The following is a 16,242-nucleotide window of genomic DNA, read 5'->3' as shown; positions in this document are numbered from 1 at the left end:
GAGTATTTGATTAGTAATAAGTTAAATTTAGATCTTTTCTTTTTTAATAACTTCAATTTCAGAAATTTTTGTATTAGGATATTGTCCATTTTCATCTTTTTCAACTGATTTAACCATGTCCCAAATTGTTAAAAGAGCAACACTAACACCAGTGATAGCTTCCATTTCAACACCAGTTTTACCATCAATTCTAACACTACAAATACATGTAATTTCTGTTTTTTTAAGTTCAAAGTCAATTTCAATACCTGAAATATTTAATGGATGGCAAAGTGGAATCAATTCAGATGTTTTTTTAACTGCTTGAATACCAGCTACTTGTGCTACTGTTAAAACACTACCTTTTTCTATATTATTTGAGTTAATTTTTTCAATAGTAGTTTCACTTAAATAAATTCTTCCTTGAGCAATAGCTGTTCTTTTTTGGACATTTTTAGATCCAACTTCAACCATATGGACTCCTTCATCTTTAAGGTGGGTAAATTTTTTATTTTCCATATAATCATTCCTTTTTAAAAATTTATTTTTGATATATATTAATGTATCAGATATGTTTTTTTAGTAAATTTTAGGCAAACCTTTATATGCTTGAAATACAAACTATCATACGATATGAATATTTTTTCATATCACCTTAAAAAATATAAAATCAACCTTTATATAAATCTCTAAAATATAAGTTGGGATATTTAATAATGGGAGAAATAATGTATTCACATGAAAACCGCAAAAACATGATAAACACGATTATATCTCCTGTTATACTCTTTTTAAATTTATAAAATTCGAAATAAATTATTTTTCAATTATCTATTTGCTATTTTAAAAAAATATTACTTAATTTATTTGATATGTAAAAAGAAAAAAAGAAAAAGAAAAAGTATTAATCAGCTGCATTTACATATGCATCATAAGCAGCATAAATGTTAAAAATAGCTGATAATAACCATACAAACGAATAAACGCCTGCTCCTACTGCATAAAATATTAAAGCTATTACGATAAAGATTATACCTTTTGTTAATCCTTGTCCTCCATATATTTGTCCTAACCCTGGAAGAATTAAAGACAATATTGCTGCAAGTATTTGACTAGCCATTTTTTTCACCTCCCTTGGTATTATTGATTATTACTTTAATCATAAATAAATTTTGTTATTTTTCTTTATTTTTTATAGAATTATCTAAACTTTTTTATAATTTAAATTTAAACATATTATTACAAATAGTTAGTTTATTAATGTATTAAGATTAATATTTTTTAATTATTGTGATGATAAAATGTATAAAATAAAAAAGATTGAAGCAGAAATATTAACAGAAGAATATATGAAAAACTTTGTAAATATTGATTATTTTCTCGATTTTTGTAAAAATTGTCCAGAATATAAAAATAATTGGACTTGTCCTCCATTTGATTTTAATCCAATAGATATTTGGAAAAAATATGATAATTTTCATATAATTGGTTTAAAATTCTCTTTTAATAAAGAATTATTAGATAAAACATATTCAAAAGAAGAACTAAATGCATTTATTGTTAAATCATTTAGGAAAGAAAAAAATAAGCTACTTGAAGAATTATTAGAAATAGAAAATAATAATAGTTTAGCTCTTAGTGCAGGTCTATGTTCATTATGTGAAAGTTGTGCTAAAATAAATAATGAAGAATGTATACATAAAGATAAATTAAGACATTCTATAGAATCTTTAGGTGGAGATGTTGAAAAGACAGCTCGTGAACTTTTAGGTCTTGAAATGAAATGGATTGAAGATTATAAATTACCAGAATATTTAATATTAGTTTGTGGTATTTTATCTTAGCTCATCATATGGAATTTTAACTTCTGAGAAATCTTCTGCTCTACTGCGAGCATTATTTTCAAATTTTTCTTTTAACTCATTATTTGATAATATTTCATCAATTTTAATAGCTATATCCTGAGGATTTTTAGGATCAATTAAAAGACCAACATCATCTGTAATTATTTCTTTAATCCCACCAACATTACTTCCAATAACTGATTTTGAACAAGAAAGAGCTTCAATTAAAACAAGACCAAAGCTTTCAGAATATGATGGTAAAACCAATAAATCACAACTTGGAATTATATCACTTATATCTTTTCTTGGACCTGTAAAAATAACATCTTTAATATCTTCTTTAATTACTTTTTCTTTTAATTTATTTAATAATGGCCCATCACCAATAATTACTAAATTATAATCAGTTTTTGAAGATTTTTTAGCTTCAATTAAAGATTCAACATTTTTTCGCTTAATAATGTTACCAATAAATAATACAATTGGTTTATTATCTAATTTTAACTCTTTTTTAAATTTAAATTCATTACTTGGTTTAAATTGATCTATATCTACAGAATTCCAATAAAGACGAGTTTTATCTTTAATTTTATCAACATTCGTTTTTATTATTTCATCTTTTAATGCATTACTAACAGCTAAAACAACATCAGCATTTTTTAAAACCTTTTTTATAATTGGTCTCATGAAAAACTGATTTTTATACATTTCAAACATATCTGATCCATGAGATGTAATATAAGTTTTAATATTTTCATTTTTTCCAACTTCAACTGCTGAGAGACCTGCAGGAAATAGGTAATGACCATGTATAATATCAATATCTTTTTCTTTAACTAGCTTTTTTAAAGCTTTTTTTGCATTTAAATAAAATAAAATCCCTCTAAGACCTGGTATATTAATGCCTTCAGTAGCTATTACATTAATTCCATCGATATTTTTTATATCTTTATGAGGATATGTAATTACATAAACTTCATGACCTTCTTGAACTAATTTTTTAGAAAGTCTGTAAATATGAGTTCCAACTCCTCCAATGTGTGGTGGGAATTGCCCTACCATAGCTATTTTCATTTTTTAATTCCTTTAAACAAGATTTGTTATAGCTATTTTTATTTGAGAAATTATTTAATATTTTCTAAAAAATAGTTGTTATTTACTTAATTATTAAAATAAATATTTCTGTATGTGTGTATGTACACATTTATTCTTATTTACCAATAAAATTTGTTAATTAAAATACTCATAAATTAAATTGATTTAAATTAAAATTTTCATTTAAGAAATGTCCAGTCATATCTACTAAAATAACATTTAAATCAATATCAAATTGACTTTTACAAAGATTTTTAATAGCTTTTGCAATATCATTTGAAACTTTTAAACTTAAATTTTCTCTATTTAATATTTCAAACATATCATCAGTAGTTTTAGATTCATAAATTTCTTCTAAAACATTTCTTGAAGCACCATTTAATGCAGCATAAGTAATTACAATTTCTCGTCTGCCATCAGCAACAGAATGTTTTGTATTAAATATTCCACCTGCTACTTTAACTAACTTTCCAATATGGCCGAAATATGTGAATTCTTTAAGACCTTTCTCATAAGCATTATTAAACATAAATCCAACATAATTACCTGTTTGAATAATTTGATCTTTTGAAACCTTTAATTTCTCTTGTGCAAGACCTTCTCCAATATTACCTGGTGTAAAAACTAAATTATCTAAATTTTGAGCAATAGCTACATCAATTTGATAGGCAATAGAATCTTTATAGGCTTTAGAAGACATGGATCTAGCTATTCCGGTAGTTCCTATAATAGAAATTCCACCAATAATTCCAAGTTTAGGATTCATAGTTTTTTTAGCTATTTCTTCTCCTTCTGGTGCTGAAATTTCAACTTTAACAGATTTACCTTCTGGAATTAAAGGTTCTAAATTTTTTCTAATCATTTTAAGAGGTATGGGATTAATTGCATAATCTCCAACAGCTACTTGAAGGCCTGGTTTTGTAACTTTACCTATTCCTTTTCCACCAGTAATTATAACTGTTTCATCATTAACTTTATCTAATAGTTCAACAGTTGCAACAATCTCTAAATTAATTGTAACATCAGGATCATTATAAGGATATTTTACTGCTATTGATTTAGCAATATTTTTAGAAACTTTCTTATTTTCTTTAATTTCTACATTAATAATATCTGTAGGGGTGGATATTTCTACAATAGCTATATTTTCATTTGTTAAAATACTTTGTAATCCACTTAAAGCAGTAGCAGTTGCAATACTACCTGTTGTTATACTACAATCATTTGTTTCTAAATTCATAAAATCTTAAAATAAAAAAAAGTAAAAAAAGTAATTATAATGATTTAAGTTTTTCAATTAATTGTTCTTTAGTAGGAGCTCCAGTAAATTCTACATTGTTATTGATAACAATAGTTGGAACTGCCATTATTCCATAATCAATTGCTCTTTGTCTGCTTTCATCATCAACAATTTTTACAACTTCTAAGTCGATGTCACCTAATTCTGCTTTAGCCTCTTCAGCTACTTGTACTGCAGCAGGACAGTGAGGGCAGCTATCTGTTGAAAATACTTCAATTTTTGTACTCATAATATTATCTCCTATTTATTTATCAATCTATATTTATGTTTGATAAAATATTTAATGATTTCGCTTTAAAATTCATTTAATTTTTTTACTATTTTTTTTGGTTTTGTTAATTGATTTAATTAATAAATTATTATTGTTTAATGTTGTAATATTGTTGAAAAGTTATTTTTATTAAAAAAAATATAATAACTATAACATCTATTTTTTTTGGGATGTGGTTGTTAAATATAAAATGAAGGAGTTTTTATATGGAAAAAAAGAAGATTTTATTGTTTTGTATAGTCTTTTTATTTTCTGTTGGTTTAGTATCAGCAGATGGCAATTTTACAGAACTTGAAGGCAAAATCATAAGTGCTGGTGATAATAATAATTTAGATTTGGATAAAAATTATACATATGATAGTAATGATAATAAATATGGTGTTGAGATAAATAATAACAATTTTGTTTTAGATGGTAAAGGATATACGATTGATGGAAATAACCAATCTAGAGTTTTCCTTATTGAGGGAAATAATGTAACTATAATGAATTTAAATATCATTAATGGTTATTCTATAAATGGAGGAGGTATACGTTCATCAGGTGAAAATTTAAATCTAATAAATGTGACCTTTATAAATAATAAAGCAGAATATGGTGCAGCTTTAATATCAATTGGAGGATCTTATGATATAAATTATGGAAGATTTATTGGTAATAATGCTACATGGGCTGCTATATATTGTGATGGTTCTGAGGGTGTTATTAATAATTCATTATTTGTTAATAGTTCGAGTAAGTATTCAACAGCTATATATGTTAGCGGTGGGGATTTAATGGTATTTGATTCTACTTTTGTTGATTTATTTGCTAATGAAACTGCTGGTGCTATTGGTATAAAAAATGGTAATGGTATTGTAATTAATTCTACTTTTAATAGTGTTGAATCTGGAGCAAATGGTGGTGCTATTTTTATTGATGTTTCTGATTCTTATACAAGTTTGACTGTTGGTGGGTCTAATTTTACTGATTGTTATTCAGGTTTTGGTGGAGCTATTGTTGCATTAAACACTGTGTTTAATGGTTTTTTAAGTATTTATGATTCTAATTTTATTAATAATTCTGCTCTTTTTGATGGTGGGGCAATATTTACTTCTTTTGCTAATGTTACTATTCTTCGATCTAATTTCACAGGAAATAAAAATTTATACGATGGTGAAAGAGGAGCTTTTGGTGGAGCATTATATTTAGATATGGCTGTTGCTTTTATTGAAAATTCTACTTTTTTAAATAATGGTTTAGAATCTGATTATAGTTTAGGTGGAGCTATTTATAGCTATGATTCTAGTTTATTATTGAACAATAATGTTTTTAAAGATAATGTTGCATCAGAAGGAAGTGCTATATTTAGTTATTTTGATGGAGATGTTATATTAAATAATAATGATTTTAATAATGATACTGTTTCTACAAATAATACATATTATGTTTGCATAATAATGGATGAGGGTGCAAAAATAGAACTTATTAATAATTCGATTGTTGTTGAAAATTTACCTATTAGATTTGATTTACGTGATTTTGGATGGGTAAGTCCTGTTAAAAATCAAGGTGATATGGGTGCTTGCTGGGCTTTTGGAACTGTTGCTGCTTTAGAATCTGCTTTATTAAAATCAACTGGTTTATTATATGATTTTTCAGAAAATAATATGCAAGATTCAATGTTAAGATATTCAATATATGGGGATTTATTTTCAACTGAAGGAGGTTTGCCTTCAATTATAGGTATTGGTTATCTTTTAAATTGGTTTGGTCCTTTAATAGCTGAACATGATAGTTATGATGAGCTTGGAAAAATATCTCCTCTTATTGTGAGTAATATTCATATTCAAGATGTTATTTTAGTACCTGGACGTGAAAATTCTTCAGATAATGATTTAATTAAAGATGCTATTGTTAAATATGGTGCATTAGCTGTTGGAATAAGTATGCATCATGATTCAATCTATTCAAATAGTAATGGTGCATATTATTATAATGGTACAGATCCATGTAATCATGCGGTTACTGTTGTGGGTTGGGATGATAATTATAGTAAAGATAATTTTGCTATTACTCCTCCTGGTGATGGTGCTTTCATTATAAAAAATAGTTATGGTACAGATATGGGTGATAAAGGATATTATTATGTTTCATACTATGATACACAATTCTGTACTTCTGAATCTGTTGGTTTTATTTTTAATAATACAATAGCTTATAATAAGAACTATCAATATGATTGGACAGGAAAAACTTATGTTTTAGATGAAGAAGATGTTTATTATTATTATAATCAATTTGTTTCAGAGGGTAATGATTTAATTGCAGCTGTTGGTACTTATTTTGAAGATTATGATAATGATTATGAGTTGTTTGTTTATGTTAATGATGAGTTAAAATATAGTCAAATTGGTAAAACTTATTATCCTGGATTTAATACTATTCAATTAGATCAATATATTCCTATTAAAGAAGAAGATATTTTTAAAGTTGTTATTAAATCAAATACAGTACCTGTTATGACAAATAGATCTAGAATTCATTTTATTGAGAATGTTTCTTTTTATAGTGAAGATGGTGAAGATTGGAATGATTTATATAATTATGGTGCTGTAGCTTGTTTGAAGGTTTATACTGTTGCTTATGATGCTAAGGAAGTTTTCCTTAATGCAGATAATTTTACAATGTATTATAAAGATGGTAGTCAGTTTATTGTAACTTTGTTGGATGCTTTAGGTAATCCTTTAGATAATAAGACTGTAAATATTACTATTAATGGTGTTAGCTATTTAAAAAAGACTAATGAATCTGGAATAGCTAGTTTGAATATTAATTTGAATCCTGGAAATTATTCAGTTAGTGTTTTCTTTGATGGTGGAGATGAATTTAATAATGCAAGTATTGAAAATTATATAGATGTTGAATCTACTTTTATTTCAAAAGATCTTGTTAAATTTTATAAAAATGGCACACAGTTTGATGTAACTGTATTTGATTTAAATGGTGATGTTTTAGCTGATGTTAATGTTACTTTTAATATTAATGGTGTATTGTATAATAGAACTACTAATTCTAGTGGAATTGCTAGGTTAAATATTAATTTAAATCCAGGAAATTATACTATAACCACTTCTTTTAATGGTTTAAGCTTAGGTAATAATATTGGAGTTAAACAAACAGTTTTTACTAGTAATCTTGTTAAAACTTTTGGTAATAATGAAACATACGATGTATTAGTTTTTGATGGTCAAGGTAATCCATTGAAAAATGTAACAGTTGAAATCAATATTAATGGTGTATTTTATTATAGAATTACAGGTAGTGATGGTATAGCTAAATTAAACATTAATTTAGACCCTGGATCATACATTGCAACAGTAAATTACAATGAATATGCTACATCTAATAATGTAACTGTAGAAGTTTAAAAGAGATAATTAAAAAATATCTCTTAATTTTTTTTATTTTCTAATTTTTATATTTTAAATAATTTTTTGATAAATAATAATTTATTATCATGATTATCAGTAAATTCACTATTTTAAAACAATATTTTTTTTAAATAGATTAAATTGTTTAATGTTTTAATCTTATTGGAAATATATATTTATTAAAATAATCATACTAAATTTAGCATCTGTTTTTTTGGATGTGGTTGTTAAATATAAAATGAAGGAGTTTTTACATGGAAAAAAAGAAGATTTTATTGTTTTGTATAGTCTTTTTATTTTCTGTTGGTTTAGTATCAGCAGAAGATGGTAATTTTACAGAGCTTGGAGACAAAATTATAAATGCTGGTGATGATAATGATTTAGAATTGGATAAAAATTATACGCATAATAGTAATGAGGATAATAATGGTATAATAATAGATAATGATAACTTTCTTTTAGATGGTAAAGGATATACGATTGATGGAAATAATCAATCTAGAGTTTTCCTTATTCGTGGAAATAATGTAACTATAATGAATTTAAATATTATAAATGGTTTATCTACTATTGGTGGAGCTATAGGTTTAGCAGGTACAAATTTAACTATAAAAAATGTAAACTTTATAAATAATTATGCTACTGTTAATGGTGGTGCAATATATTTTGAGGATGCAACTTTATTTATTGAAGATTCAGATTTTATAAATAATAAAGCAAGTAAAGGTGCTGCTTTATATGCATATTCATCTAATTATAATATAAATAATGGAAAATTTATTGGCAATAATGCTACATGGGGCGCTATATTTTCTCAAGGTTCTGAGGGCGTTATTAGTAATTCAATTTTTGTTAATGCTTCAAGTAAATATTCAGCAGCTATACATGCTATTAGTGGAAATTTAACGGTATTTGATTCTACTTTTGTTGATTTGTTTGCTAATGAAACTGCTGGTGCTATTGGTATAAAAAATGGTAATGGTATTATAATTAATTCTACTTTTAATAATGTTGAATCTGAAGCAAATGGTGGAGCTATTTTCATTGATGTTTCTGATTCTTATACAAGTTTGACTGTTGGTAGGTCTAATTTTACTGATTGTTATTCAGGTTTTGGTGGAGCTATTGTTTCATTAAATACTATGGAAGATGGTTTTTTAATTATATTTGATTCTAATTTTATTAATAATTCTGCTCTTTTTGATGGTGGGGCAATATTTACTTCTTTTGCTAATGTTACTATTCTTCGATCTAATTTCACAGGAAATAAAAATTTATACGATGGTGAAAGAGGAGCTTTTGGTGGAGCATTATATTTAGACATGTCTGGTGCTTTTATTGAAAATTCTACTTTTTTAAATAATGGTTTAGAATCTGATTATAGTTTAGGTGGAGCAATTTATAGCTATGATACAGATTTATTATTGAATAATAATGTGTTTAAAAATAATACTGCATTTGAAGGAACTGCTATATTTAGTCATTTTGGTGATGAAATTATATTAAATGATAATTATTTCAATAATGATACCATTTCAGTAAATAATACTAATTATGTTTGCATGATAATGGGAGACAGTGTAAAAATAGAACTTATTAATAATTCGATTGTTGTTGAAAATTTACCTATTAGATTTGATTTACGTGATTTTGGATGGGTAAGTCCTGTTAAAAATCAAGGTGGTATGGGCGCTTGTTGGGCATTTGGTACAATAGCTGCCTTAGAATCTGCTTTATTAAAATCTGCTGGTTTATTATATGATTTTTCAGAAAATAATATGCAAGATGCTATGTTGAAATATTCTATCTATGGGTCTGCAGATGCAGATGAAGGAGGATTACCTTCATTTTTAGGTGTTGGATATCTTTTAAATTGGTTTGGTGCACTTCCTACTGAACATGATACTTATGATGAGCTTGGAAAAATATCTCCTCTTATTGTAAGCAGTATTCATATTCAAGATGTTATTTTAGTACCTGCACGTAATGGATCTCTTGATAATGATTTAATTAAAGATGCTGTTATTAAATATGGTGCATTAACTGTTGGAATAAGTATGCAATTTGATCCAATATATTTAAATGATAATGGTGCATTTTATTATGATGGTACAGATCCTTGTAATCATGCAGTAGCTATTGTAGGTTGGGATGATAATTATAGTAAAGATAATTTTGCTATTACTCCTCCTGGTGATGGTGCTTTCATTATAAAAAATAGTTATGGTACAAATATGGGTGATAAAGGATATTATTATGTTTCATACTATGATACACAATTCTGTTCTTTTTTATCTGTGGGTATTATTTTTAATAATACAATAGCTTATAATAAGAACTATCAATATGATTGGACAGGAAAAAGTGAATCTGCTATAGCTGAAAACGATTCTTATTACTATTATGCTAATGAATATATTTCCTATGGACAAGATTTAATTGCAGCTGTAGGAACTTATTTTGAAGAATATGATAATGATTATGAGTTGTTTGTTTATGTTAATGATGAGTTAAAATATAGTCAAATTGGAAAAACTTATTATCCTGGTTTTAGTACTATTAAACTAGATCAATATATTCCTATTAAGGAAGGAGATCTTTTTAAAGTTGTTATAAAATCAAAATCAGTACCATTTATGAAAGCTGATGAAACTAGAGTTCATTTAGTTGAGAATGTTTCTTTTTTTAGTGATGATGGGGAAAATTGGGAAGATTTATATGATAGTAATGTTGTAGCTTGTTTGAAGGTTTATACTGTTGCTTATGATGTAAAAGAAGTTTTCCTTAATGCAGATAATTTTACAATGTATTATAAAGATGGTAGTCAGTTTATTGTAACTTTGTTGGATGCTTTAGGTAATCCTTTAGATAATAAGACTGTAAATATTACTATTAATGGTGTTAGCTATTTAAAAAAGACTAATGAATCTGGAATAGCTAGTTTGAATATTAATTTGAATCCTGGAAATTATTCAGTTAGTGTTTTCTTTGATGGTGGAGATGAATTTAATAATGCAAGTATTGAAAATTATATAGATGTTGAATCTACTTTTATTTCAAAAGATCTTATTAAATTTTATAAAAATGGCACACAGTTTGATGTAACTGTATTTGGTTTAAATGGTGATGTTTTAGCTGATGTTAATGTTACTTTTAATATTAATGGTGTATTGTATAATAGAACTACTAATTCTAGTGGTGTTGCTAGGTTAAATATTAATTTGAATCCTGGAAATTATACTATAACCACTTCTTTTAATGGTTTAAGCTTAGGTAACAATATTGAGGTTAAATCCATTGTTTATACTAGTAATCTTGTTAAAACATTCGGTAATAATGAAACATACGATGTATTAGTTTTTGATGGTCAAGGTAATCCATTGAAAAATGTAACAGTTAAAATTAACATTAATGGTGTATTTTATTATAGAATTACAGGTAGTGATGGTATAGCTAAATTAAACATTAATTTAGACCCTGGATCATACATTGCAACAGTAAATTACAATGAATATGCTACATCTAATAATGTAACTGTAAAATCTTAAAAGAGATAATTAAAAACTATCTCTTAAATTTTTTTTCTTTTTTTCATAATGATTTTATAATATTGTTTTAGAAAAATATATTTTCTTTAAAAAACAATAATTAATTTGATATTAAATTTTTTATAAATTGGAGGTTTATAATGAAATTAATGAAATTTTTATTAGTTTTAATGATATTTGTCTTTGCTACTAGCTTAGTATCAGCACAAGAAGGTAATTTTACAGAACTTCAAAGTGAAATTGATAGTTATGGTGATGGTGATACTTTAGTTTTAGATAAAGACTTTAAATATGATAATGATGATAATAATCTTGTAAATGGGGTTATTATAAGTCATAATAATTTTATTTTAGATGGTGATGATTATACAATAGATGGTAATGGCCAAGCAAGAATATTTCAAATAACCGGAGATAATGTAACAATAAGAAACTTGAATTTAATAAATGGATTTACATTAAGTAATGGTGGAGCTATTTATTCAAATAATACAAATATTAATATAAAATATTCTTATTTTGAAAATAATTCTGCAAAATATGGTGGAGCTGTTTATTCTTCAGCTAATATGTCTATGGAATTTACAGACTTTTTTCACAATTCTGCAGAGTATGGTGGAGCTGTTTATTCTTCAGCTAATATGTCTATGGAATTTACAGACTTTTTTCACAATTCTGCAGAGTATGGTGGAGCTGTTTATTCTTCAGGTAATTTGTCTATGGATATTACAGATTTCCTAATTAATTCTGCAAATTATGGTGGGGCTATTTATTCTTCAGGTAATTTGGAGGTGTATAGTAATGATTTTATTAATAATTCTGCAAAAAGTGTTGGAGGAGCTATTTATTCTTCAGGTAAATTATTTTTAAATGAAACTGATTTTGCATATAATATTGCAGATATGGGTGGAGCATTATTTATATCAGGAAAATATTATATAAATGATGGTATATTTTTAGCTAATGATGCTACATGGGGAAGTGTATATATTTCTCGTGGTGAAGGAATAATTAATAATTCTACTTTTTTTAATACATCAGCTAAATATTCAACAGCTATTCATAATAATGGTGGAAATTTAACTATTTATAATTCTAGCTTTAGTAATTTAATAGCTAATCAAACTGCTGGTGCAATAGGTATAAAAGATGGTATTTGTATTATATTAGATTCTAATTTTACTAATACTAAATCAACTGCTAATGGAGGAGCAATTTTTACTGATTCATCCTTCTCAGATACATATTTAATCATTGATAATTCTAATTTTATTAACTGTTCATCAGGATTTGGAGGAGCTATAGTTGCATTAAACACATTAAGTGGAGTAAATATATCTGATTCTAATTTTATTAATAATCTAGTTGAATATGATGGAGGAGCAATATATGCTTCATTTACTAATATAAAAATTATTAGATCTAATTTCACTGGAAATAAAGGATTATATGATGGTGAAGGAGGAATATTTGGTGGAGCACTATATTTAGATATGTCTGATGCTTTTATTGAAAATTCTACTTTTTTAAATAATGGTTTAGAATCTGATTATAGTTTAGGTGGAGCTATTTATAGCTATGATTCTAGTTTATTATTGAATAATAATGTTTTTAAAGATAATATTGCATCTGAAGGAAGTGCTATATTTAGTTATTTTGATGAAGAGATTATATTAAATAATAATGAATTTAATAATGATACTATTTCTACAAACAACACATATTATGTTAGCATAATGTTTGGTGAAGGTGCAAAAATAGAACTCATTAATAATTCTTTAATATTAGAAAATTTACCTTTTAGATTTGATTTACGGGATTTCGGATGGATTAGTCCAGTTAAAAATCAAGGATCTATGGGTGCTTGTTGGGCATTTGGAACATTAACTGCTTTAAAATCTGCATTATTAAAGTCAACCGGGGAACTTTATGATTTCTCAGAAAATAACCTTCAAAATGCAATGCTAAGATATTCAATATTTGGAGATTTACTTGCAACTGAAGGTGGATTTTCAGAAACAATGGGTATTGGATATCTTCTTAATTGGTTTGGTCCTTTAATTAGTGAACATGATAGCTATGATGAATTAGGTAAAATATCTCCACTTATTATAAGTGAAATTTATGTTCAAGATCTTATTATTGTACCTCCACGTGAGAATTCATTAGATAATGATTTAATTAAAGATGCACTTATTAAATATGGTGCACTATCTGTTGGAATACATATGCCTGATTCTTCTGTAGGTGAGATAACAAGTGATTATTTTAATTCTACTACTGGTGCATTTTATTATTATGATTCTTACAATCCTAATCATCAAGTTACAGTAGTTGGTTGGGATGATAATTACAGTAAATATAATTTTGTTCAAGAAACTCCTGGTGATGGTGCTTTTATAGTCCAAAATAGCTGGGGAGAAGATTGGGGAGATAAAGGGTATTTCTATGTCTCTTATTATGATACAAAATTCTGTTATGATCCTTCAGTTGGTTTTATCTTTAATAATACAATAGCTTATAATAAGAACTATCAATATGATTGGACAGGAAAATATGGCTTTTTAAATGATGAAGATGTTTATTATTATGCTAATCAATTTGAAGCATATGGTAATGATTTAATTGCAGCTATCGGTACTTATTTTGAAGGATATGATAATGACTATGAGCTGTTTGTTTATGTTAATGATGAGTTAAAACATAGTCAAGTAGGTAAAACTTATTATCCTGGTTTTAGTACTATTCAATTAGATAAATATATTCCTATTAATGATGGAGATCTTTTTAAAGTTATTGTAAAATCAAAAACTTTACCATTTATGGCAAATGAAATTATTGCATTTGATAAGTTTATTGGTCATATTGGATTTAGTAGGATGCATCTACAAGAGAACACATCTTTTTGGAGTATAGATGGTGAAAATTGGGAAGACATGCTTGATTATAATGCTACAGCTTGTTTAAAAGTTTATACAGTAGCTTATGATGAGAAGGAAGTAATTCTTGAAGCAAGTAATTTTACAATGTATTATAAAGATGGAAGTCAGTTTATTGTAAGTTTATTTGATAGCTTAGGTAATCCTTTAGATAATAAAACTATAAACATTACAATAAATGGTGTTAGCTATTTAAAAAAGACTAATAAATCTGGAATAGCTAGTTTGAATATTAATTTAAATCCTGGAAATTATTCAGTTAGCGTTTTCTTTAATGGTGGAGATGAATTTAATAATGCAAGTAGTAATAACTATGTTATTGTTAATTCAACAATCCTTTCAAAAGATCTTGTTAAATATTATAAGAACGGTACACAGTTTGATGTAACTGTATTTGGCTTAAATGGTGATGTTTTAGCAGATGTTAATGTTACTTTTAATATTAATGGTGTAATATATACTAAGACTACTAATTCTAGTGGTGTTGCTAGGTTAAATATTAATTTGAATCCTGGTAATTATACTATAACCACTTCTTTTAATGGTTTAAGCCTAGGTAATAATATCGAAGTTAAACAAACAGTTTTTACTAGTAATCTTGTTAAAACATTTGGTAATAATGAAACATATGATATATTAGTTCTTGATGGTCAAGGTAATCCATTGAAAAATGTAACAGTTGAAATCAATATTAATGGTGTATTTTATTATAGAATTACTGGTGATGATGGTATAGCTAAATTAAACATTAATTTAAATCCTGGATCATACATTGCAACAGTAAATTACAATGAATATGCTACATCTAATAATGTAACTGTAAAATCTTAAAAGAGATAATTAAAAACTATCTCTTATTTTTTTTATTTTTATTTTCTAATTTTTATATAAAAACACCCATAAAATTTATATTGGATAATTTTATTAAATAATCATGTTTAAAAAAGATTTTTCTTCTGATTTTTATGGTGATTTATTGAAAAAAAGAGTTTCTGCAATTGGTTCAGCAACAATCATAAATGCAATAGCTACTGGTTATGGTTCAGCTTTTGGTATTGATTTGGATATTATTTTAGATTTTAAATCTACAAATAATGGTGAAATGAAATTTAGTTCAGATATTGGTGCTAGTACAAATTTAATGGAAATTTGCGTTAAAAATGTATTAAATTATTTCAATATTTCTAATGAAGATATAAGTTTTGAAATTAAAACTAAATCTAATTTACCAATGAGTTCAGGTTTATCAAGTAGTAGTGCATTATCTAATGGTATTGTCTTAGGATTATCTAGTATTATCAGCCACGAGTTCAATAAAAAACCTTTAGATGATTTTGATATTATCAATTTAGCTATCGACTCATCACTTGAGGCAGGAGTTACAATAACTGGTGCATTTGATGATGCTACAGCATCTTACTTTGGTGGTGTTACTGTAACAAATAATGAGTATAGGGAAATTATTCATAAAGAAAATATGGATGAATTACCAGTTTTAGTTTTTATGCCTAATTTTCATTCCTCATCAGCTGATTCTGATGTTAGTAAAATGAAATTACTTTCACCTTTAGTTGAAACTGCATTTGAAATAGCTAAATCTGGTGATTATTTTAAAGCTTTAAATTTAAATGGTTTGATATATGCATCAGCTTTAAATTTTAATTCTCAAATAGCTATTGAAGCATTAAGCTCAGGTGCTTATGCATCAGGTTTATCTGGTACTGGTTCTTCTTTTATTGCAGTTTGTGAAGAGGAACACATTGATGATATTAAAGAATCTTGGTCACAATTTGAAGGGGAAATCATTGAAACAAAAATAAATAATAAAGGATGTGTTTTTAAATAAGGTGTAA

10 protein-coding genes are annotated in these 16,242 nt (G+C 26.0%); 5 read left to right on the top strand and 5 right to left on the bottom strand.

The genetic code is table 11. From position 1 onward, the window contains the following. Positions 1-27: 27 nt before the first annotated feature. Positions 28-498 carry a cyclic pyranopterin monophosphate synthase MoaC gene (gene moaC, locus ACA134_RS06845; protein ID WP_409199677.1) on the bottom strand — a complete coding sequence of 157 codons (471 nt, stop codon included), beginning with the start codon at positions 496-498 and terminating at the stop codon, positions 28-30. 385 nt (positions 499-883) lie between these two features. Beyond that, positions 884-1,099, bottom strand: a complete 216-nt coding sequence (locus ACA134_RS06840; protein WP_409199676.1) for a hypothetical protein — start codon at positions 1,097-1,099, stop codon at positions 884-886. Positions 1,100-1,280: 181 nt separating this feature from the next. Here ACA134_RS06840 and ACA134_RS06835 point away from each other — a divergent pair, with 181 nt between their 5' ends. Next, positions 1,281-1,823, top strand: coding sequence for a DUF2284 domain-containing protein (locus ACA134_RS06835; RefSeq protein WP_409199675.1), 543 nt, complete (start codon positions 1,281-1,283; stop codon positions 1,821-1,823). Here ACA134_RS06835 and ACA134_RS06830 read toward each other — a convergent pair. From ACA134_RS06830 to ACA134_RS06820, 3 genes are all read right to left on the bottom strand, one after another. Then, a complete protein-coding gene (locus tag ACA134_RS06830) occupies positions 1,815-2,897 on the bottom strand; it encodes a glycosyltransferase family 4 protein (protein ID WP_409199674.1) in 1,083 nt (360 codons plus the stop codon). The genes ACA134_RS06835 and ACA134_RS06830 overlap by 9 nt on opposite strands. A 169-nt stretch (positions 2,898-3,066) precedes the next feature. Next, a complete protein-coding gene (gene cbiD, locus ACA134_RS06825) occupies positions 3,067-4,158 on the bottom strand; it encodes a cobalt-precorrin-5B (C(1))-methyltransferase CbiD (protein WP_409199673.1) in 1,092 nt (363 codons plus the stop codon). A 34-nt stretch (positions 4,159-4,192) separates the two neighbouring features. Then, positions 4,193-4,447, bottom strand: a complete 255-nt coding sequence (locus ACA134_RS06820; RefSeq protein ID WP_409199672.1) for an MJ0307 family thioredoxin — start codon at positions 4,445-4,447, stop codon at positions 4,193-4,195. A 248-nt stretch (positions 4,448-4,695) separates the two neighbouring features. Here ACA134_RS06820 and ACA134_RS06815 point away from each other — a divergent pair, with 248 nt between their 5' ends. The 4 genes from ACA134_RS06815 (at position 4,696) to ACA134_RS06800 (ending at position 16,235) form a co-directional block, all read left to right on the top strand. Further along, the gene (locus ACA134_RS06815) at positions 4,696-7,899 is read left to right on the top strand and encodes a C1 family peptidase (RefSeq protein ID WP_409199671.1); all 3,204 of its coding nucleotides are present in this window, start codon (positions 4,696-4,698) and stop codon (positions 7,897-7,899) included. A gap of 257 nt (positions 7,900-8,156) precedes the next feature. Continuing rightward, positions 8,157-11,450 (top strand): C1 family peptidase, encoded by a 3,294-nt coding sequence (locus tag ACA134_RS06810; RefSeq protein ID WP_409199670.1) that lies wholly within the window; start codon positions 8,157-8,159, stop codon positions 11,448-11,450. A gap of 140 nt (positions 11,451-11,590) precedes the next feature. Beyond that, positions 11,591-15,220 carry a C1 family peptidase gene (locus ACA134_RS06805; protein ID WP_409199669.1) on the top strand — a complete coding sequence of 1,210 codons (3,630 nt, stop codon included), beginning with the start codon at positions 11,591-11,593 and terminating at the stop codon, positions 15,218-15,220. 145 nt (positions 15,221-15,365) lie between these two features. Beyond that, entirely contained in the window at positions 15,366-16,235 is an 870-nt protein-coding gene (locus ACA134_RS06800) for a shikimate kinase (protein ID WP_409199668.1), read from the top strand. The last annotated feature ends 7 nt before the right edge of the window (positions 16,236-16,242 follow it).

The organism is Methanobrevibacter sp. DSM 116169 (assembly GCF_046197865.1).
Classification (GTDB): Archaea; Methanobacteriota; Methanobacteria; order Methanobacteriales; family Methanobacteriaceae; genus JAHKLT01.
Note: the sequence above shows the minus strand (reverse complement) of the source record. Positions and strands in the feature narration are given on the sequence as shown.

What these genes read in the sequence shown, in the direction of transcription:
- ACA134_RS06830 (WP_409199674.1), bottom strand. Translation starts at nt 2,897, where the DNA reads ATGAAAATAGCTATGGTAGGGCAATTCCCACCACACATTGGAGGAGTT.
- ACA134_RS06835 (WP_409199675.1), top strand. Translation starts at nt 1,281, where the DNA reads ATGTATAAAATAAAAAAGATTGAAGCAGAAATATTAACAGAAGAATAT.
- cbiD (WP_409199673.1), bottom strand. Translation starts at nt 4,158, where the DNA reads ATGAATTTAGAAACAAATGATTGTAGTATAACAACAGGTAGTATTGCA.
- ACA134_RS06810 (WP_409199670.1), top strand. Translation starts at nt 8,157, where the DNA reads ATGGAAAAAAAGAAGATTTTATTGTTTTGTATAGTCTTTTTATTTTCT.
- ACA134_RS06820 (WP_409199672.1), bottom strand. Translation starts at nt 4,447, where the DNA reads ATGAGTACAAAAATTGAAGTATTTTCAACAGATAGCTGCCCTCACTGT.
- ACA134_RS06840 (WP_409199676.1), bottom strand. Translation starts at nt 1,099, where the DNA reads ATGGCTAGTCAAATACTTGCAGCAATATTGTCTTTAATTCTTCCAGGG.
- moaC (WP_409199677.1), bottom strand. Translation starts at nt 498, where the DNA reads ATGGAAAATAAAAAATTTACCCACCTTAAAGATGAAGGAGTCCATATG.
- ACA134_RS06815 (WP_409199671.1), top strand. Translation starts at nt 4,696, where the DNA reads ATGGAAAAAAAGAAGATTTTATTGTTTTGTATAGTCTTTTTATTTTCT.
- ACA134_RS06805 (WP_409199669.1), top strand. Translation starts at nt 11,591, where the DNA reads ATGAAATTAATGAAATTTTTATTAGTTTTAATGATATTTGTCTTTGCT.